The sequence below is a fragment of the Kitasatospora sp. NPDC096204 genome (assembly GCF_044763205.1).
GTDB lineage: Bacteria > Actinomycetota > Actinomycetes > Streptomycetales > Streptomycetaceae > Kitasatospora.
Genome location: NZ_JBIWFT010000011.1, coordinates 126,516 through 146,009, shown reverse-complemented (window position 1 = coordinate 146,009; position 19,494 = coordinate 126,516). Strand labels below are relative to the sequence as shown.

Here is a 19,494-nt window from a genome sequence, read left to right as displayed (position 1 = left end):
GGCCGGGGAACGCCGCAGGGCGGTCACCCCGATCGGGGTGACCGCCCTGCGGTCGGTGCTACGCGACTCAGCCGGTGTACGGGCCGTAGTCGTAGTCGTCCAGCGGGACCGCCTGGCCGGAGCCGGCGCCGAAGGGCGACAGGTCGTAGTCGTCGTAGCCGACGGCCGAGTACATCGCGGCCTTGGCCTCCTCGGTCGGCTCGACCCGGATGTTGCGGTAGCGGGGCAGACCCGTACCGGCCGGGATGAGCTTACCGAGGATGACGTTCTCCTTGAGGCCCAGCAGCGGGTCCGACTTGGCGTGGATCGCCGCGTCGGTGAGGACCCGGGTCGTCTCCTGGAAGGAGGCGGCCGACAGCCAGGACTCGGTGGCCAGCGAGGCCTTGGTGATACCCATCAGCTGCGGACGGCCGGAGGCGGGGTGACCGCCCTCGGCGACGACGCGGCGGTTCTCCTGCTCGAAGCGACCGCGCTCGACCAGCTCGCCGGGCAGCAGCTCGGCGTCGCCCGACTCGATGATCGTCACGCGGCGGAGCATCTGCCGGATGATGATCTCGATGTGCTTGTCGTGGATCGACACACCCTGCGAGTTGTAGACCTTCTGGACCTCGGCGACCAGGTGGATCTGGACGGCACGCTGGCCCATGATCCGCAGGACGTCGTGCGGGTTGGTGGCACCCATGGTCAGCTTCTGGCCGACCTCGACCGCCTCGCCCTCGCTGACCAGCAGCTTCACGCGCTTCGAGACCGGGTAGGCGATCTCCTCGCTGCCGTCGTCCGGCGTGATGACCAGCTTGCGGGTCTTCTCGGTGTCCTCGATGCGGACCCGGCCCTGCGCCTCCGAGATCGGGGCCACACCCTTGGGGGTACGCGCCTCGAAGAGCTCGACGACACGCGGCAGACCCTGGGTGATGTCGTCACCGGCCACACCACCGGTGTGGAAGGTACGCATGGTCAGCTGGGTACCGGGCTCACCGATGGACTGGGCGGCGATGATGCCGACCGCCTCACCGATGTCGACCAGCTTGCCGGTGGCCAGCGAACGCCCGTAGCACATGGCACAGGTGCCGACGGCCGACTCACAGGTCAGGATCGAGCGGGTCTTGACCTCGCCGATGCCGTGGCGGATCAGCTCGTCGATCAGGACGTCACCGAGGTCGGTGTTGGCGGTGGCAAGGAGCTTGCCGTCCACCGTGATGTCCTCGGCGAGCATGCGGGCGTAGACGCTGGTCTCGACGTCGTCGGCCTTGCGCAGCACGCCGTCCGCACCCACGGAGCCGATCGCCAGCTTCAGGCCGCGCTCGGTGCCGCAGTCCTCCTCGCGAATGATGACGTCCTGGGAGACGTCGACCAGACGACGGGTGAGGTAACCGGAGTCGGCGGTACGGAGGGCGGTGTCGGCCAGACCCTTACGGGCACCGTGGGTGGAGATGAAGTACTCCAGCACGGACAGACCCTCACGGAACGACGCCTTGATGGGTCGCGGGATGGTCTCGTTCTTGGCGTTCGACACCAGACCACGCATACCGGCGATCTGGCGCATCTGCATCATGTTTCCACGTGCACCCGAGTCGACCATCATGAAGATGGGGTTCGTCTTCGGGAAGTTCACGTTCATGGCCTCGGCGACCTCGTTGGTCGCCTGGGTCCAGATGCCGATGAGCTCCTGCTTGCGCTCGTCGTTGGTGATCAGACCGCGCTCGTACTGGCGCTGGACCTTCTCCGCCTTCGCCTCGTAGCCCTCCAGGATCTGGGGCTTGCTCGGCGGGACGACGACGTCCGAGATCGAGACGGTGACACCCGAACGGGTCGACCAGTGGAAGCCGGCCGCCTTCAGGTTGTCCAGGGTCGCCGCGACGACGACCTTGGGGTAGCGCTCCGCCAGGTCGTTGACGATCGCGGAGAGCTGCTTCTTGCCCACCTCGTAGTCGACGAACGGGTAGTCCTCGGGCAGCAGCTCGTTGAAGAGCGCGCGGCCCAGGGTGGTGCTCAGGCGGAAGGGCTCGCCGTCGAACCAGGTCGACTGGCCGTCCTCGTCCACCGGGGCGGTCCAGCCGCGCGGCGGGACGGTGCCGGCCGGCAGGCGCAGCTCGATCGGGGCCTGGACGTCCAGGTCCCGGGCGTCGAAGGCCATGATCGCCTCGGCGGTCGACGAGAAGGTGCGACCGGCGCCCTTCACGTTCTCGCGGTCCGAGGTCAGGAAGAACAGACCGAGCACCATGTCCTGGGTCGGCATGGTGACGGGGCGACCGTCGGCCGGCTTCAGGATGTTGTTCGAGGACAGCATCAGGATGCGGGCCTCGGCCTGCGCCTCCGCGGAGAGCGGCAGGTGGACGGCCATCTGGTCACCGTCGAAGTCCGCGTTGAACGCGGTGCAGACGAGCGGGTGGATCTGGATGGCCTTGCCCTCGACCAGCTGCGGCTCGAAGGCCTGGATGCCGAGGCGGTGCAGGGTGGGCGCACGGTTCAGCAGGACCGGGTGCTCGGCGATGACCTCTTCGAGCACGTCCCACACGACCGGACGGGCACGCTCGACCATGCGCTTGGCCGACTTGATGTTCTGCGCGTGGTTCAGGTCGACCAGGCGCTTCATCACGAACGGCTTGAAGAGCTCCAGCGCCATGGCCTTCGGCAGACCGCACTGGTGCAGCTTGAGCTGCGGGCCGACGACGATGACCGAACGGGCCGAGTAGTCGACTCGCTTGCCGAGCAGGTTCTGACGGAAACGACCCTGCTTGCCCTTCAGCATGTCGCTGAGGGACTTCAGCGGGCGGTTGCCCGGGCCGGTGACCGGACGGCCGCGGCGGCCGTTGTCGAACAGCGCGTCGACGGCCTCCTGGAGCATGCGCTTCTCGTTGTTCACGATGATCTCGGGGGCACCGAGGTCGAGCAGGCGCTTCAGGCGGTTGTTGCGGTTGATCACGCGGCGGTACAGGTCGTTCAGGTCGGAGGTCGCGAAGCGGCCACCGTCCAGCTGCACCATCGGACGCAGGTCCGGCGGGATGACCGGGACGCAGTCCAGCACCATGCCGTTGGGCTTGTTGGTGGTCTGCAGGAACGCGGAGACGACCTTGAGGCGCTTGAGCGCACGGGTCTTCTTCTGGCCCTTGCCGGTGCGGATGATCTCGCGCAGGCGCTCGGACTCCTCCGCCAGGTCGAAGGTCTCGAGGCGGTCCTTGAGGGCCGCCGCGCCCATCGAGCCGGAGAAGTAGGTGCCGAAGCGGTCGCGCAGCTCGCGGTAGAGCAGCTCGTCGCCCTCGAGGTCCTGGACCTTGAGGTTCTTGAAGCGGGCCCACACCTCGTCGAGGCGGTCGAGCTCGCGCTGCGCGCGGTCGCGCAGCTGCTTCATCTCGCGCTCGGCGCCCTCGCGCACCTTGCGGCGCACGTCGGCCTTGGCGCCCTCGGCCTCCAGCTCGGCCAGGTCGGTCTCGGCCTTCTTGGCGCGGGCCTCGAGGTCGGAGTCGCGACGGTTCTCGATCTGCTGGCGCTCGACCGAGACGTGCGCCTCCAGGGACGGCAGGTCGCGCTGGCGGCGCTCGTCGTCGACCCAGGTGATCATGTAGGCGGCGAAGTAGATGACCTTCTCGAGGTCCTTCGGCGCCAGGTCGAGCAGGTAGCCCAGACGGGACGGCACGCCCTTGAAGTACCAGATGTGGGTGACCGGGGCGGCCAGCTCGATGTGGCCCATCCGCTCGCGGCGCACCTTGGCGCGGGTCACCTCGACGCCGCAGCGCTCGCAGATGATGCCCTTGAAGCGGACGCGCTTGTACTTACCGCAGTAGCACTCCCAGTCCCGGGTGGGGCCGAAGATCTTCTCGCAGAAGAGGCCGTCCTTTTCGGGCTTCAGGGTGCGGTAGTTGATGGTCTCCGGCTTCTTGACCTCGCCGTGCGACCACTGGCGGATGTCGTCGGCGGTGGCCAGGCCGATGCGGAGCTCGTCGAAGAAGTTGACGTCAAGCACTGGTCGTCAAGCCCTCTTTCGTAAGTCGAGAGTCGTTCATGTGGTCTGAGGGGGGCCTGGGGGCGGGCCGGCCGCTGCTGCGGCCGGCCCAACCTCCGTCAGACCTCTTCGACGCTGCTCGGCTCGCGCCGGGACAGGTCGATGCCGAGCTCCTCGGCGGCGCGGAACACGTCCTCGTCGGAGTCCCGCATCTCGATGGACTGGCCGTCCGAGGACAGCACCTCCACGTTGAGGCAGAGCGACTGCATTTCCTTGATGAGGACCTTGAAGGACTCGGGAATGCCGGGCTCGGGGATGTTCTCGCCCTTGACGATGGCCTCGTAGACCTTGACTCGGCCGAGGACGTCGTCGGACTTGATGGTGAGCAGCTCCTGGAGCGCGTAGGCCGCGCCGTACGCCTCGAGGGCCCACACCTCCATCTCACCGAAGCGCTGACCACCGAACTGCGCCTTACCACCGAGCGGCTGCTGGGTGATCATCGAGTACGGACCGGTCGAACGGGCGTGCAGCTTGTCGTCGACCAGGTGGTGCAGCTTGAGGATGTACATGTAGCCGACCGAGACCGGCATCGGGAACGGCTCGCCGGAGCGGCCGTCGAACAGGCGGGCCTTGCCGGTGGAGTTCACCAGGCGCTCACCGTCACGGGTGAGGGTGGTGTTGTCCAGCAGGCCGGTGATCTCGTCCTCGCGGGCGCCGTCGAAGACCGGGGTGGCGAGGTTGGTGCCGCCCTGGACGGTGTCGGCGCCGATCGCCTGGAGCCGCTGGGCCCACTCGTCGGCGAGGCCGGAGACGTCCCAGCCCTGCTTGGCGAGCCAGCCGAGGTGGATCTCCAGGACCTGTCCCGGGTTCATTCGGGACGGGACACCCAGCGGGTTGAGGATGATGTCGACCGGGGTGCCGTCCTCGAGGAACGGCATGTCCTCGACCGGGAGGATCTTGGAGATGACACCCTTGTTGCCGTGACGGCCGGCGAGCTTGTCACCGTTGGTGATCTTGCGCTTCTGGGCCACGTAGACGCGGACCAGCTGGTTGACACCCGGGGGAAGCTCGTCGCCCTCCTCGCGGTCGAACACGCGCACGCCGATGACCTTGCCGGACTCACCGTGCGGGACCTTCAGCGAGGTGTCGCGGACCTCACGGGCCTTCTCACCGAAGATCGCGCGGAGCAGGCGCTCCTCCGGGGTCAGCTCGGTCTCACCCTTCGGGGTGACCTTGCCGACCAGGATGTCGCCGGTGACGACGTCGGCGCCGATGCGGATGATGCCGCGCTCGTCGAGGTCCGCCAGGACCTCCTCGGAGACGTTCGGGATGTCCCGGGTGATCTCCTCGGGGCCGAGCTTGGTGTCACGGGCGTCGACCTCGTGCTCCTCGATGTGGATCGAGGAGAGGACGTCGTCCTGCACGAGGCGCTGCGACAGGATGATCGCGTCCTCGTAGTTGTGACCCTCCCACGACATGAACGCCACGAGCAGGTTCTTGCCGAGGGCCATCTCGCCCTCGTCGGTGCACGGGCCGTCGGCCAGCACCTGGCCGGACTCGACCCGGGCGCCCTCGTCCACGAGCACCTTCTGGTTGAAGGCGGTGCCCTGGTTGGAGCGGGTGAACTTGGCGGCGCGGTACGTGGTGTACGTGCCGTCGTCGTTGGCCACGGTGACGTAGTCGGCCGAGACCTCCTGGACGACACCGGCCTTCTCGGCGGTGATGACGTCCGCGGCGTCGACGGCGCAGCGGTACTCCATGCCGGTACCGACCAGCGGAGCCTCGCTCTTCAGCAGCGGCACCGCCTGGCGCATCATGTTCGAGCCCATGAGCGCGCGGTTGGCGTCGTCGTGCTCGAGGAAGGGGATCATGGCGGTCGCGACCGACACCATCTGGCGCGGCGAGACGTCCATGTAGTCGATCTCGGTGCCCGGGATGTAGTCGATCTCGCCACCACGGCGGCGGACCAGGACGCGCGGCTCCGCGAAGTGCAGGTCCTCGGTCAGCGGGGCGTTCGCCTGGGCGATGACGTAGCGGTCCTCCTCGTCGGCGGTGAGGTAGTCCACCTTCTCGGTGACCACACCGTCGACGACCTTGCGGTACGGCGTCTCGATGAAGCCGAACGCGTTGACCCGGCCGTACGAGGCCAGCGAGCCGATCAGACCGATGTTCGGGCCTTCGGGGGTCTCGATCGGACACATGCGGCCGTAGTGCGAGGGGTGCACGTCACGGACCTCGAAGCCGGCCCGCTCACGGGACAGACCACCGGGGCCCAGCGCGGACAGACGACGCTTGTGGGTCAGGCCCGACAGCGGGTTCGTCTGGTCCATGAACTGCGACAGCTGGCTGGTGCCGAAGAACTCCTTGATGGAGGCGACGACCGGCCGGATGTTGATCAGGGTCTGCGGCGTGATCGCCTCGACGTCCTGGGTGGTCATGCGCTCGCGCACGACGCGCTCCATACGGGCGAGACCCGTACGGACCTGGTTCTGGATGAGCTCGCCGACGTTGCGCAGGCGGCGGTTGCCGAAGTGGTCGATGTCGTCGACCTCGACCACGATGTCGCGGCCCTCGTCGTCACGCCACTCGGTCTCGCCCGCGTGCAGCTTCACCAGGTACTTGATCGCACCGATGATGTCGGGCTCGGTGAGCACGCCGGAGTCCAGCGACTCGGCGTTGCCCAGCTTGCGGTTGACCTTGTAACGGCCGACCTTGGCGAGGTCGTAGCGCTTCGGGTTGAAGTAGAGGTTCTCCAGAAGCGTCTGCGCGGCCTCGCGCGTGGGCGGCTCGCCCGGGCGCAGCTTGCGGTAGATGTCCAGCAGCGCGTCGTCCTGGCCCTGGGTGTGGTCCTTCTCCAGGGTGGCGCGCATCGACTCGTACTCGCCGAACTCCTCGAGAATCATCTCGTTGGTCCAGCCGAGCGCCTTGAGCAGCACGGTGACGGACTGCTTGCGCTTGCGGTCGATGCGGACGCCGACCATGTCGCGCTTGTCGATCTCCATCTCCAGCCAGGCACCACGCGAGGGGATGACCTTGCAGGAGTAGATGTCCTTGTCGGACACCTTGTCCAGGGTGGAGTCGAAGTACACACCCGGGGAGCGGACCAGCTGCGACACGACGACACGCTCGGTGCCGTTGATCACGAACGTGCCCTTGTGGGTCATGAGCGGGAAATCGCCCATGAAGACCGTCTGAGACTTGATCTCACCGGTCTCGTTGTTGGTGAACTCGGCCGTGACGAAGAGCGGGGCCGCGAACGTGAAGTCGCGGTCCTTGCACTCGTCAATGGAGTTCTTCGGCGGCTCGAAACGGTGGTCGCGGAAGGTCAGCGACATCGACCCACTGAAGTCCTCGATCGGGGAGATCTCCTCGAAGATCTCCTCCAGACCGGACTTGGTGGGGACGTCCTGACCACTCTCCAACGCCGCCTCGACCCGGGCCTTCCAGGCCGCATTGCCGAGCAGCCAGTCAAAGCTCTCGGTCTGCAGGGCCAGGAGGTTCGGGACCTCGAGGGGCTCCTTGATCTTCGCGAAGGAGACGCGGAGCGGGGCGGTGGATGCGGCGGAATTGTTCGAGGCGTTGCGCGGCGCGGCCAAGAGGGGGGTCCTTCCGAGGGCTCGGAGCTCACTACGCGCGTACCAGCCGGGCCTGCTTGGGCTTGGTGCCGCCTCCCTCGCCACTGGCCTCTGCCGGGGTCGAAACCCCAGGTCAGAGCCGCTTTGCGGAGGCGGTGCCAGACCCCTTCAGGGCAACGCAAACTCCGGGCGACGAGTCACGGAGCAGCTAACAGGCAGCGCAAAGGGACAGTGTAGCCAAAGGCGACACTGCTGTCCAGCTCTGATTCGGAGACCGAATCGGAGACTCCTCCCGGTAGCCGGCGAGCGCGGGCGCCCACCGGGTACTGCTCTAACTCACGTGGAGTCATTTCCCGCCGGAGCCACTGGTTATGCATCCAGCAGCGGACCAACCGGGCGGACTCGCGCCTTGAGAATCGCGCGCCCGCGCCGGGTTCGTCAAGGGCCCACCGGCAGTGCGGGCCTCGACCGGTCTATCGATCCGGACCGCCTCCGCGTTACAGAAACCGTGGTGGGGCCGCCCTCGACGACGGTGATCACCATACCCTCCGGCACCGACGGTGCCGAGTGGGCTGTCGGCCACACCGGCGGGCCGGAGCGGCCGGTCGGGGGAACCGGGCCGTGGACGTCCCGACGGGGCCCGAGCCCGGCCCGGAGACGCGAAAAAGCCGGGCCGACCACCCGCAAGGGTGATCGGCCCGGCTTCAGGCCCCCTCAGAGGGGGCGAGAAGTCACTTGACGGTGACCTTGGCGCCGGCACCCTCGAGGGCGGCCTTGGCCTTCTCGGCAACGTCCTTGGCAACCTTCTCCAGGACCTTGGCACCAGCGGTGTCAACGAGGTCCTTGGCCTCCTTCAGGCCGAGGGAGGTCAGGGTGCGCACCTCCTTGATGACCTGGATCTTCTTGTCGCCAGCGGCCTCGAGGATGACGTCGAACTCGTCCTGCTCCTCAGCGGCCTCGGCGGCCGGGCCGGCAACGCCGGCGGCGGCAACGGCGACCGGGGCGGCGGCGGTGACGTCGAACTTCTCCTCGAAGGCCTTCACGAAGGCGGCCAGCTCGATGAGGGTGAGCTCCTCGAACTGCGCGAGCAGCTCGTCCTGGGACAGCTTCGCCATGATGGCGTCCTTCCACTAAATCGGCAGGTTGGTGCCGGATGTACGGGTGGGGCGGGCGTACGGGCCCGCAGCGAGGCGTGAGCCTGCCGAATTACTCGGCGGCAGCGTCCTCGGCGGCGGGAGCCGGCGTACCGGCACCGCCCTGCTCGACCTTGTCGCGCAGCGCGTCCACAGTGCGGACGAGCTTCGACGGCAGGGCCTGGAAGAGCGCGGCAGCCTGGGACTGCTTGGCCTTCAGGGCACCCGCCAGCTTGGCGAGCAGCACCTCGCGGGACTCGAGGTCCGCGAGCTTCTTGATCTCATCGGCGGACAGCGCCTTGCCGTCAAGGACACCGCCCTTGATGATGAGAGCGGGGTTCTCCTTGGCGAAGTCACGCAGAGCCTTCGCCGACTCCACCGGGTCACCGGTGACGAAGGCAACAGCCGTCGGACCGTTGAACAGGTCGTCGAGCTCCGTGATCCCGACCTCATTGGCCGCGATCTTGGTCAGCGTGTTCTTCACCACGGCGTACTCGGCGTTGTCGCCGAGCGAGCGACGCAGGGTCTTGACCTGCTTCACCGAGAGACCGCGGTACTCGGTGAGCAGCGCCGCGGAGGAGCCACGGAACTTGTCCGTGATCTCGGCGACGGCAGCAGCCTTGTCGGGCCTGGCCATAGGCTTACGCCTCCTTCCGTGATGTCGAAGTCGGGCCGACCGCGAAAGTCGACCTGGGTCGCCGCGGACCGACCGGACGGAAGGAAAGCTCCTGCTAAATGCAACGAGCCCCGGTGCGCAGGGGCACGGGGCTCGGAACGACCTCGACGGGCGGCCGCGCGAACGCGGAACCCGGAAGTCGAAGCTCCAGACACACCTGCGCGGGCTGCCTGCGACGAAACGCAGATCCTTCGGCCACCTGCTCCCTGACGGGCGCGTGGTGACAACCAGCGGTCTTTGGCTTCCGCCAGATTAGCCGGAGGCGTTCGCAAGGTGCAAATCGCCCCCGGACGGAGCGGGCCCGGCGCCGCTCAGCGGGCCAGCGGGGGGACCGTCCGGACGCCGCTGTCCACGGTGTCCGACTCGGCCGGCGCCTGCGCCGAGAGCAGCGCCCCGGCGAGGTCGGTGTAGAGCACCGAGTCGTCCGCCCGGCCGCTGTCCCCGCTGCCGCTGCGCTGCAGCCGGACCAGCTGGTCCTTGTCGTTGAGCCAGAGGTCCAGGGTGAGGGAGAGCGAGCCGCCGGGCGCGAGCGCGGTCCGCAGGCCGTCCCGGCGGGACTGGGTCAGCTGGGTCTGGGCGGCCGCGTACCTCTCGGCGGTGGTGGCGACCCGGTAGTGCTCGACGGTCGAGTCCTCGAACCTCTCCTCGCCGACGAAGACCGGGTCCGTCCCCTCGGCGGTGGCCGCGGTCAGCGCCTCGACCGGGTTCAGCAGGTCGATCAGCCCGGCGTACGGGATCTCCTTGTGGCCGTCCGCGTCCGGCGGGACGGTGAAGCGTTCCCAGTGCTTCCCGCCCTGCCGGGCGGCGGTGGCGGCGTCCCCGCCCTGGTAGGCGACGGTGTCCACGACGATCAGCTGCTCGGCCTCGGCCGGGGTGGAGCGCTTGATCTGGAGCGCGGTCTTGGGCTGCCAGAACAGCGGGCCGGACCCGGCGTCCGCGCCGAGCCGGTAGCTGACCTTCGCCCGGCGGGCGGTCTGCATGGCCAGCTGGGCGGAGAGCAGCACCCCGTGCGGCGAGCGGTCGGTCGGCTTGGCCTGGGCGCTCGGGGAGGCGGTGGGGGCCGGGGCGCTGGTCGGGCTCGGACTCCCGGACGGCGTGGTGGCCGCGCCGTCGCCCCCGCCGCACCCGCTCAGGCCGCTCGCCAGAAGGACGACGACGGCCACTGCCGCCAACCGCTGCCGTCCCGCCATCGCCCGTTCCCCTCTCGCCCGGCCCCTCCGACGGCGGCCTCGCTCCGGCCACCTTGCCACCCGTTCCCGGTCCGCCCGGCGGCGGCCCCCCTGGGGCCCGCGGATTCCGCCGGGTCGGCGGAGCCGGTGTCCCGGTAGCGGGACACCGGCCGCGGGGATCAGCTGCCGGTGGCGGCCTTCTGGAGCTCGGCGAGGTCCATGGAGTCCGCCGGGGCGGTGGTGTTCACCGGGGTGCCGTAGTCCGAGTAGCTGACGGAGACGTTCATCGTCCCGGCCTTGGTCTCGGCCTGCTCGGTCCGCTTGACGACGAGCTTGTCGGCGTCGACCCAGATGTCGATCTTGTCGGTGGTGACGCCGGCCGTGTCCAGGCTCTGCTTGATCTTGTCGACCTGCGCCTGGGTCATGCCCTGGCTGGTGGCGTTGGCCACGTCGGCCGCGCTGAGCACGCCGGCGTAGTGGGTGGTGGCCTTGCCGTTCACCGTTTCCGGTCCGACCTCGGTGACCTTGCCGCTGGCGATCAGCGTCCGGACGGCCTGCACCGGGTCCGCGCTCTGGAGCTGGTCGGTCGCGCCGCCGGACGCCTTGGCCAGGTCGGCCTTGCTGTAGCGCACCCAGCTCGGGCCGCCGCTCTCCACCACCTTGCCGCCGAGGTGCATGAACATCGCGTCCTTGGTGTACAGGTAGCGCACCTTCGGCCCGCCGGTGAGCGGCTCCAGGACCTTGGCCATCGGGGAGCCCGTCAGGTCCATCGTGAGGTCGGCCTCCAGGCCGTCGGCCCAGGACGCGGCGCCCTGGCCCTTCATGGTGACCTCGCCGATCTCGATCAGCTCGTCGATCTTGGCCGACTTGGCCGCGCTGGTCTTCTGGGTGACCTGCTCCAGGAAGACCGCCGGGCTGACCTTCGCCGGCGTCGCGGCGGTCGTCGGGGCGGCGGCCGACGGGGTGGCCGGGGCGGCGGCCGTGGTCGGCGCGGCCGGGGCGGCCTTCTTGTCGTCGTTGTTGTCGCACGCGGTCGCGGTCAGCGCCAGGGCGGCGATGACGACGGCGACGGCGGCGGTGTTGCGGGTTCCAGCCATGATTCCCCCCTTGAGGACCCCGGGCGCGTGGTGCGCCCGGGGGTGCAGCCGGTCGGTGCGGTGGGCTCGGTGTCCGGTCCGGCCGGATCAGCCGAGCAGCTTGAGCAGGTCGGACTCCTTGCCGAGCTCGCTCGCGGCGGGTGCGGTGACCGCGGCGGCCTTGCCGAGGTCGGAGTACTTGATGGTGACGGCCTTCTTCTCGCCGTTGGTGTCGCCGTACTCCTTGTACTGGACGAGCTCCTGCTTGGCGTTCAGCCAGAAGTCGATGGTGAGGGTCTTGCCGTCCTCCTCCAGCGTCTTCTGGGCGGACTTGCGCTGGTCCGCCGAGAGCGACGTCATCCCGGCCACCAGTGCGGCGGTGTCCTGCTCCGCCCGCAGGTGGATGGTCTGGACTCCGTCCACGGCCTCCTGGCCGACCTTGGAGAGCTTGCCGCTCTGGGCCCCGACGGTGAGCAGGACGACCGGGTTGGTCATCTGGCCGACCATCCGGAAGCTGTCGCCCGTCTGGTCGGCGGGCATCTTGATCCAGTGCTTGCCGCCCAGGGCCGGGGCGATGTCGTCGCCGCCGCCGAGGTAGGCGTCCGACCCGAGCACCCGGATCCGGAGCTTCTTGCCCTCGATGTCGCTGGCCATGTCCACGGCCGCCTTGGCCGGGTCCTTCCAGTCCGCGTCGCCGGTGCCGCCCGGGTCGGTGGGGTCGGTCGGGGTCATGGTGATCTTGCCGTTTCCGGCCTTCTGCATCACCACGGCCGCGGCGGCCAGTGCGGCCTTCGGGTCCGCGTTCAGGGCCGCGGCGAGCGGGTCGGCGGGCTTGGCGTCGGCGGGCTTGGTCTCAGCGGGCTTGGCCTCGCCGGTCTTGGTGTCGCCGGCCTTGGCGTCGCCGCTCTTGGCGTCACTGCCGCAGGCGGTGGCCGCACCGAGCAGGACGGCCGCCGTCGCGACGGCCGAGGCGAGGCGCAGAGCGCGCATGGAGCTACCCCCGAGAGTTTCCTGATACCCCATGGAAGAACTGATTGTCAGCTCTTCTCAGGTTCTTTTCACGCGGACTCTAACGGATCACCGGATTACCCACACACCGGATATCCCCTCCCCCGCCGGCCCCCGCCGGCCTCCCTCGGCCTCCCCGTCAGCCGGCCAGGGCCGTCGGTGCCGTGTCCGCCGCCCCCGGAGCCGAGACATCGGTGGTGGTCACCGTGGTTCCCGCGCTCCCCCGGACCGTCTCACGCAGCCGCAGCAGCTGCATGCCGGGCCCGATCCAGACGTCGTAGGCGATCGCCGTCACCCCGTGCTGCCGGTACCAGTCCAGTGTGGCGGTGCGCTGCTTCGGACTCAACTCGTCGTCCTTGCCGAACAGTTCGGCCAGCGGCGCGGATCCCTGGTAGTGCGCCACGGTCACCCCGGCCAGCTGCTCGCCGCCGAGCGAGCGGAGTGTGACGCCCTGGGCGACCTCGTAGGCCCGGCTGCCCGGGCTGGTGATCAGCGCCGTCGTCCAGCCGCCCGCGAAGCCCTCCGGGTCGGGGCCCGCCGCCGGGTCGACCGCCTCGGCGGTCCGCCGCTCCGCGTGCTTGGCCGCGCCGCCCTGGTAGACGAGGTCGAGCGCGCCGTCCTTGACGGTCAGCAGTCCACTGCCGAGCTCGTCGGTGACGGCCAGTCGGGCCTCGTCCGCGGCGCCCCAGACCAGGGAGCCGCTCGCGGTGCGCCGGCCCGCCGGGCCCTCCTGGACCACGTCGATCCGGGCGCTGCCCGAGTCGTCCAGTGCCTGCGCGGCCGTGAGCACCACCTGCTTGGGCGGCACCGGCGCCGGCCCGCCGGGGGTGCCGGTGGTCGGGGCGGCCAGCAGGCTGCACCCGGTGGTGGTGGCGAGCAGCAGGGCTGCCACGAGAACGGTGGGGCGGGGGGCGGGCGGCACGGCACACTCCGGCGGTCACAGGTTCTCCACGTGCTGACCGGCAGAGCGTACGACGGTTCGGCCCGCCGTTCCCATCCGCCGGTGTCCCGATCGGGCAACCGTTGCGGCCCACCGGCCCCGCCCGGCCGCGCCCGGGAACGACGGCGGGCCCGCACCCCCGGTGAAGGGGGTGCGGGCCCGCCGTACGGACTGCTCTAGAGCGCTGGGGCTCAGACCGCGGCCGGGTCCTCCTCGACGAGGAGGTTGCGGGTGCGGTTCGGGTCCACCAGGATGCCGGGGCCCATGGTGGTGGAGAAGGCGGTCTTCTTGATGTACCGGCCCTTGGCGGCGGACGGCTTGGCGCGGAGCACCTCGTCCAGCGCGGCGGCGTAGTTCTCGACCAGCTGCTCGTCGGTGAAGGAGGCCTTACCGATGATGAAGTGCAGGTTCGAGTGCTTGTCGACGCGGAACTCGATCTTGCCGCCCTTGATGTCGTTGACAGCCTTGGCGACGTCCGGGGTCACGGTGCCGGTCTTCGGGTTCGGCATCAGACCACGGGGGCCGAGCACGCGGCCGAGGCGGCCGACCTTGCCCATGAGGTCCGGGGTGGCGACGACGGCGTCGAAGTCCAGCTTGCCCTTCGCGACCTCGTCGATCAGCTCGTCGGCACCGACGATGTCGGCGCCCGCAGCACGCGCGGCCTCGGCACGCTCGCCGGTCGCGAAGACCAGGACCCGAGCGGTCTTACCGGTGCCGTGCGGGAGGATCACGGTGCTGCGGACCATCTGGTCGGCCTTGCGCGGGTCGACGCCCAGACGCATGGCGACCTCAACGGTGCCGTCGAACTTGGTGGTGCTGGTCGCCTTGGCGAGGCGGACGGCCTCGAGGGGGGCGTAAAGGCGCTCGCGGTCGACCTGGGCGTCCGCGGCCTTCAGGGCCTTGCTGCGCTTCATGGCTGCTCCTGAATGGTGATTGGAGTTGTGGTGTTCGACGGGCCTGCGCAGGCCCTACCACGGGGGACGGCTGAGCCGTTTTGTCCCTGGAGGGACGGGGGCGCTCAGCCCTCGACGGTGATGCCCATCGACCGGGCGGTGCCGGCGATGATCTTCTCCGCGGCGTCCAGGTCGTTGGCGTTCAGGTCGGGCATCTTCGTGGTGGCGATCTCACGGACCTGGGCGCTGGTGAGCTTGGCGACCTTGGTCTTGTGCGGCTCGCTGGAGCCCTTGTCGACACCGGCGGCCTTCAGGATGAGGCGCGCGGCCGGCGGCGTCTTCGTGATGAAGGTGAAGGAACGGTCCTCGTAGACCGTGATCTCCACCGGCACGATCATGCCGCGCTGCGACTCGGTCGCAGCGTTGTAGGCCTTGCAGAACTCCATGATGTTGACGCCGTGCTGGCCCAGCGCGGGGCCGACCGGCGGCGCCGGGTTGGCCGCGCCGGCGTTGATCTGGAGCTTGATAAGCCCCGTGATCTTCTTCTTCTTGGGAGGCATGTCTCTCCGGGTCCTTCCGAGAGGTGATTGCTGGTGCGTGCGGAACCGGGGCGACACCCGACCGCCAGCACACACATCGAACCAGGCTAACGCGTCCGCGCCGCTGGACCAAAACGGATTCGGGGCAGAGCCCGCGGCCCTGCCCCGAATCCGAAGACCGTATGACTAGTTCTTCTGGATCTGGTCGAAGGAGAGCTCGACCGGGGTCTCCCGGCCGAAGATCTCGACCAGGCCCTTGACCTTCTTCGAGTCCGGGTTGATCTCGTTGATGGTCGCCTGGAGGGTCGCGAACGGGCCGTCGGTGACGGTGACCGAGTCGCCGACCTCGAAGTCCAGGACCTGGATCTCGCTCGGCTTGACCGGCGACGGCTTGCCGGCCTCCTTGGCGGCCTGGCGCTCGACGTCGGGGGCGAGCATCTTGACGACCTCGTCCAGGGTCAGCGGGTACGGGTCGTAGGCGTTGCCCACGAAGCCGGTGACGCCGGGGGTGTTGCGCACGACGCCCCAGGACTCGGGGGTGAGGTCCATGCGCACCAGGACGTAGCCGGGGAGCTTGTTCTGGCGGATGGTCTTGCGGTCGCCGTTCTTGATCTGGACGACCTCCTCCTGCGGCACCTCGGCCTGGAAGATGTACTCCTCGACGTTCAGCGAGACGGCGCGCTGCTCCAGGTTCTGCTTCACCCGGTTCTCGTAGCCGGCGTAAGTGTGGATCACGTACCACTCGCCCGGCATGAAGCGCAGGTCCTCGCGGAACTTGGCGACCGGGTCGACCTCGTCGGCCGGCTCCTCCTCGACGGACTCCTCGGCGACGGCGGGCTCGGTGTCGCCCTCCACGTGCAGCGCGGCCTCCTCGGCGGGCTCGCCGGCCTCGGCCTCGTCGTACGCCTCGACCTCGTCCTCGTCGCTGTCCGCGGCGTCCACGATCTGCTCGGCGGACTCGGTGTCGTCAGCCAGCTCGGCCGCGTCCAGCTCGGCGGCGACATCCGCCTCGCGGACGGTCTCGTCGGCGTCGTACAGGGGGGACTCAGACACGGTGGCGGCTTCTTTCCTGGAGATGGTGAAGGTGGCGCGCTCCTCGACCGGCCCGGCGTACGACCGCTCGCGCGGGCGCCAGGTGAGGTCTCGGAGACTTCAACAGTACCGAGTCCACGGTAACCGCGCGTACGTCCGGCGCCGACAGCTCGACCCGGGCCGAGGATTCGGCCCGGGTCGGGAAGCTGTTCGAGAGGTGGTGCGGCCGGTCAGCCGAAGACCAGGAGGCTGAGCTTGGAGAAGCCGTAGTCCAGCCCGGCCACGAAGGCCATCACGACCACCACGAAGGTGACCACGACGGCGGTGTAGTTGGTGAGCTCGTTGCGAGTCGGCCAGACGACCTTGCGCAGCTCGGCGATGATCTGACGGTAGAAGAGGGCCATCCTGGCGAAGAGGCCCTTCTTGGCCCGCTTGCCGGACTTCTTCTGCTTGCCCGACTTCTTGTCGCCCTCGGCCGATGCCATCTCGGCGGCGCCGTCGGCACCCTCGGGGTTGCCGCTCTCAGGCGTTGCGGTGGAGCCCGTGGTCTCCGTCACTCGTCCTCACCTGAATCCGGGTCCTGCCGAACTTCGCCGCGCACCCGGTTTGGGCACGACCAGTCGGCTAGCGGTGCTGATCGGTGCCATCTCCGCATCAAGCCCGCTCACTCCTGTGGAGCGAACGGGCTGAAAACGGATCTAGCAGCAGGGCAAGAGGGACTCGAACCCCCAACCGCCGGTTTTGGAGACCGGTGCTCTACCAATTGAGCTATTGCCCTACGGTGCCTCGCGGCTCCGGTGGCGACCAACCTACCGTATCTCCCCCCGCTGTCTGCACAGGCGGTGAAAGCTCCGGTCTTTTCGGCGGGCCGTCGAGCAGCGAGTGTACGTGGTCGAGGGGCGTTTGGTCGAACATCTTCTTCCGGAGCCGCCGTCCGGCGGCGGACGTCCGGCCCTGGGGGACCCTTTCCGACGCACCGCCGGGGCCGCGATCCGGACGGGAACGTACGGATCGCGATACCCCGATGCCCGGTAGGTCCCGGTTCTGCGACGATGCAGGCATGAGCGCTTCCACCCCGCAGCCCGACCAGTCCATCCGCCCCGCCGACCGCCGGGTCTCCGCCCGGATCGGTGCGATCGCCGAGTCCGCGACCCTCGCCGTGGACGCGAAGGCCAAGGCCCTCAAGGCCGCCGGCCGTCCGGTCATCGGCTTCGGCGCCGGCGAGCCCGACTTCCCCACCCCGGACTACATCGTCGAGGCGGCCGTCGAGGCCTGCCGCGACCCGAAGAACCACCGCTACACCCCGGCGGGCGGCCTGCCCGAGCTGAAGGCCGCGATCGCCGCCAAGACGCTGCGCGACTCCGGCTACCAGGTGGACGCCTCGCAGGTGCTGGTCACCAACGGCGGCAAGCAGGCCATCTACGAGGCCTTCGCCGCGATCCTCGACCCGGGCGACGAGGTCATCGTCCCGGCGCCGTACTGGACCACCTACCCGGAGTCGATCCAGCTGGCCGGCGGCGTCCCGGTGGAGGTCGTGGCCGACGAGACCACCGGCTACAAGGTCTCGGTCGAGCAGCTGGAGGCCGCCCGCACCGAGAACACCAAGGTGGTGCTGTTCGTCTCGCCGTCCAACCCGACCGGCGCGGTGTACACCGAGGCCGAGGCCGAGGCGATCGGCCGCTGGGCGCTGGAGCACGGCCTGTGGGTGCTCACCGACGAGATCTACGAGCACCTGGTCTACGGCGACGCGAAGTTCACCTCGCTGCCCGCCCTGCTGCCCGAGCTGGCCGACAAGTGCATCGTGGTCAACGGCGTGGCCAAGACCTACGCGATGACCGGCTGGCGGGTGGGCTGGGTGATCGGCCCCAAGGACGTCATCAAGGCCGCGACCAACCTGCAGTCGCACGCCACCTCGAACGTCTCCAACGTCGCCCAGCGCGCCGCGATCGCCGCCGTCGCCGGCGACCTGTCCGCGGTGCACGAGATGCGCACCGCCTTCGACCGCCGCCGCCGGACCATCGTGCGGATGCTCAACGAGATCGAGGGCGTCCTCTGCCCCGAGCCCGAGGGCGCCTTCTACGCCTACCCGTCGGTCAAGGGCCTGCTGGGCAAGGAGATCCGCGGGCGGCGTCCGCAGACCTCCGCCGAGCTGGCGAGCCTGATCCTGGACGAGGTCGAGGTCGCCGCCGTCCCGGGCGAGGCCTTCGGCACCCCCGGCTACCTGCGGTTCTCCTACGCGCTCGGCGACGAGGACCTGGTCGAGGGCATCAGCCGGATCCAGAAGCTGCTCGGCGAGGCCCGCGACTGACGTCGCTCCGGCACTGACGTCAATCCGACATACGGGATTCACCCGGCACGCCGCCTCCTTTCACCCCTTCGGGGGATCGAAAGGAGGCGGTTCCCGTCTGGGGGTCGCATACGGCAGTATCGGTGAATGGAACGCCTGTTGAACCCGCGAGACGTGAGGGGCCTCCCGAAGGCCCACCTGCACCTGCACTTCACCGGATCGATGCGGCCCGCCACCCTCCTGGAGCTGGCCGAGAAGCACGGCGTCCGGCTGCCGGAGGCGCTCAGCTCCGGCGAACCGCCCCGACTGCGGGCGACCGACGAACGGGGCTGGTTCCGCTTCCAGCGGCTGTACGACACCGCCCGCTCGGTGCTGCGGGACGAGCAGGACATCCGCCGGCTGGTCCTGGAGACCGCCGAGGACGAGCGGCGGGACGGCTCCCGCTGGCTGGAGATCCAGGTCGACCCGACCTCGTACGCGCCCCGGCTGGGCGGGCTGATCCCCGCCCTGGAGCTGATCCTGGACGCGGTGGAGCACGCCGCCGCGGCGACCGGCGTGGGCATCCGGGTCCTGGTCGCGGCCAACCGGATGAAGTCCCCGATGGACGCCCGGACGCTGGCCCGGCTGGCCGTCCGCTACGCCGACCACGGGGTGGTCGGCTTCGGCCTCTCCAACGACGAGCGCCGGGGCATGGCCCGGGACTTCGACCGGGCCTTCGCGATCGCCCGCAACGGCGGGCTGCTGGCGGCCCCGCACGGCGGCGAGCTGTCCGGCCCGGATTCCGTCCGGGACTGCCTGGACGACCTGGGCGCCGGCCGGATCGGCCACGGCGTGCGGGCCTCCGAGGACCCCCGGTTGATGGAGCGGCTGGCGGACCGGCAGGTCACCTGCGAGGTCTGCCCGTCCTCCAACGTCTCGCTCGGCGTCTACGAGCGCCCCGAGGAGGTCCCGCTGCGCCGGCTCTTCGACGCCGGGGTCCCGCTCGCCCTGGGCGCCGACGACCCGCTGCTGTTCGGCAGCCGGCTGGCCGCCCAGTACGAGCTGGTCCGGGACGTGCTGGGCTTCTCCGATGCCGAACTCGCCGAGCTGGCGCGGCAGTCGGTGCGCGGCTCGGTCGCGCCGGAGGCCGTCCGCAAGGAGCTGCTGGCGGACATCGACGCCTGGCTGGTGGGCGACCGCGCCCCCGCCGAGCCGGCCGCCGTGCCCGCCTAGCCCCGCTCGGCGCC

General features: G+C 69.5%; 14 protein-coding genes and 1 tRNA gene. 2 read left to right on the top strand and 13 right to left on the bottom strand.

All coding sequences use genetic code 11. From position 1 onward, the window contains the following. Window positions 1-67: 67 nt before the first annotated feature. The 13 genes from ACIQ87_RS14695 to ACIQ87_RS14635 form a co-directional block, all read right to left on the bottom strand. Window positions 68-3,961, bottom strand: a complete 3,894-nt coding sequence (locus tag ACIQ87_RS14695; protein WP_402406010.1) for a DNA-directed RNA polymerase subunit beta' — start codon at window positions 3,959-3,961, stop codon at window positions 68-70. A gap of 98 nt (window positions 3,962-4,059) precedes the next feature. Continuing rightward, entirely contained in the window at window positions 4,060-7,536 is a 3,477-nt protein-coding gene (gene rpoB, locus ACIQ87_RS14690) for a DNA-directed RNA polymerase subunit beta (protein WP_392867437.1), read from the bottom strand. A gap of 710 nt (window positions 7,537-8,246) precedes the next feature. Continuing rightward, complete coding sequence (rplL, locus tag ACIQ87_RS14685) at window positions 8,247-8,630, bottom strand: 50S ribosomal protein L7/L12 (RefSeq protein ID WP_359823749.1); 384 nt, start codon at window positions 8,628-8,630, stop codon at window positions 8,247-8,249. Window positions 8,631-8,721: 91 nt separating this feature from the next. Continuing rightward, entirely contained in the window at window positions 8,722-9,285 is a 564-nt protein-coding gene (gene rplJ / locus ACIQ87_RS14680) for a 50S ribosomal protein L10 (RefSeq protein ID WP_045693068.1), read from the bottom strand. 350 nt (window positions 9,286-9,635) lie between these two features. Further along, entirely contained in the window at window positions 9,636-10,514 is an 879-nt protein-coding gene (locus ACIQ87_RS14675; protein WP_402406008.1) for a hypothetical protein, read from the bottom strand. A 158-nt stretch (window positions 10,515-10,672) separates the two neighbouring features. After that, window positions 10,673-11,590, bottom strand: a complete 918-nt coding sequence (locus ACIQ87_RS14670) for a hypothetical protein (protein WP_402406006.1) — start codon at window positions 11,588-11,590, stop codon at window positions 10,673-10,675. An 87-nt stretch (window positions 11,591-11,677) separates the two neighbouring features. Beyond that, window positions 11,678-12,559 carry a hypothetical protein gene (locus ACIQ87_RS14665; RefSeq protein WP_402406004.1) on the bottom strand — a complete coding sequence of 294 codons (882 nt, stop codon included), beginning with the start codon at window positions 12,557-12,559 and terminating at the stop codon, window positions 11,678-11,680. Between the two features lie 157 nt (window positions 12,560-12,716). Continuing rightward, complete coding sequence (locus ACIQ87_RS14660; RefSeq protein ID WP_402406002.1) at window positions 12,717-13,499, bottom strand: hypothetical protein; 783 nt, start codon at window positions 13,497-13,499, stop codon at window positions 12,717-12,719. 209 nt (window positions 13,500-13,708) lie between these two features. Continuing rightward, window positions 13,709-14,431, bottom strand: a complete 723-nt coding sequence (gene rplA / locus ACIQ87_RS14655; RefSeq protein WP_218198318.1) for a 50S ribosomal protein L1 — start codon at window positions 14,429-14,431, stop codon at window positions 13,709-13,711. 104 nt (window positions 14,432-14,535) lie between these two features. After that, complete coding sequence (gene rplK / locus ACIQ87_RS14650) at window positions 14,536-14,970, bottom strand: 50S ribosomal protein L11 (protein ID WP_359897545.1); 435 nt, start codon at window positions 14,968-14,970, stop codon at window positions 14,536-14,538. 165 nt (window positions 14,971-15,135) lie between these two features. Continuing rightward, on the bottom strand, window positions 15,136-16,002 hold the full coding sequence (nusG, locus tag ACIQ87_RS14645; protein WP_402406000.1) for a transcription termination/antitermination protein NusG: 867 nt from the start codon (window positions 16,000-16,002) through the stop codon (window positions 15,136-15,138). A 209-nt stretch (window positions 16,003-16,211) separates the two neighbouring features. Beyond that, window positions 16,212-16,538, bottom strand: coding sequence for a preprotein translocase subunit SecE (gene secE, locus ACIQ87_RS14640; RefSeq protein WP_392867450.1), 327 nt, complete (start codon window positions 16,536-16,538; stop codon window positions 16,212-16,214). 148 nt (window positions 16,539-16,686) lie between these two features. Beyond that, a tRNA-Trp gene (locus ACIQ87_RS14635) sits at window positions 16,687-16,759 on the bottom strand. A 282-nt stretch (window positions 16,760-17,041) separates the two neighbouring features. Between ACIQ87_RS14635 and ACIQ87_RS14630 the strand changes: the two genes are divergently transcribed. Continuing rightward, window positions 17,042-18,289: a pyridoxal phosphate-dependent aminotransferase gene (locus tag ACIQ87_RS14630; protein WP_402405998.1), complete on the top strand. Its 1,248-nt coding sequence runs from the start codon at window positions 17,042-17,044 to the stop codon at window positions 18,287-18,289. Window positions 18,290-18,415: 126 nt separating this feature from the next. Beyond that, window positions 18,416-19,480, top strand: coding sequence for an adenosine deaminase (locus ACIQ87_RS14625; RefSeq protein ID WP_402405996.1), 1,065 nt, complete (start codon window positions 18,416-18,418; stop codon window positions 19,478-19,480). Window positions 19,481-19,494 lie beyond the last annotated feature (14 nt).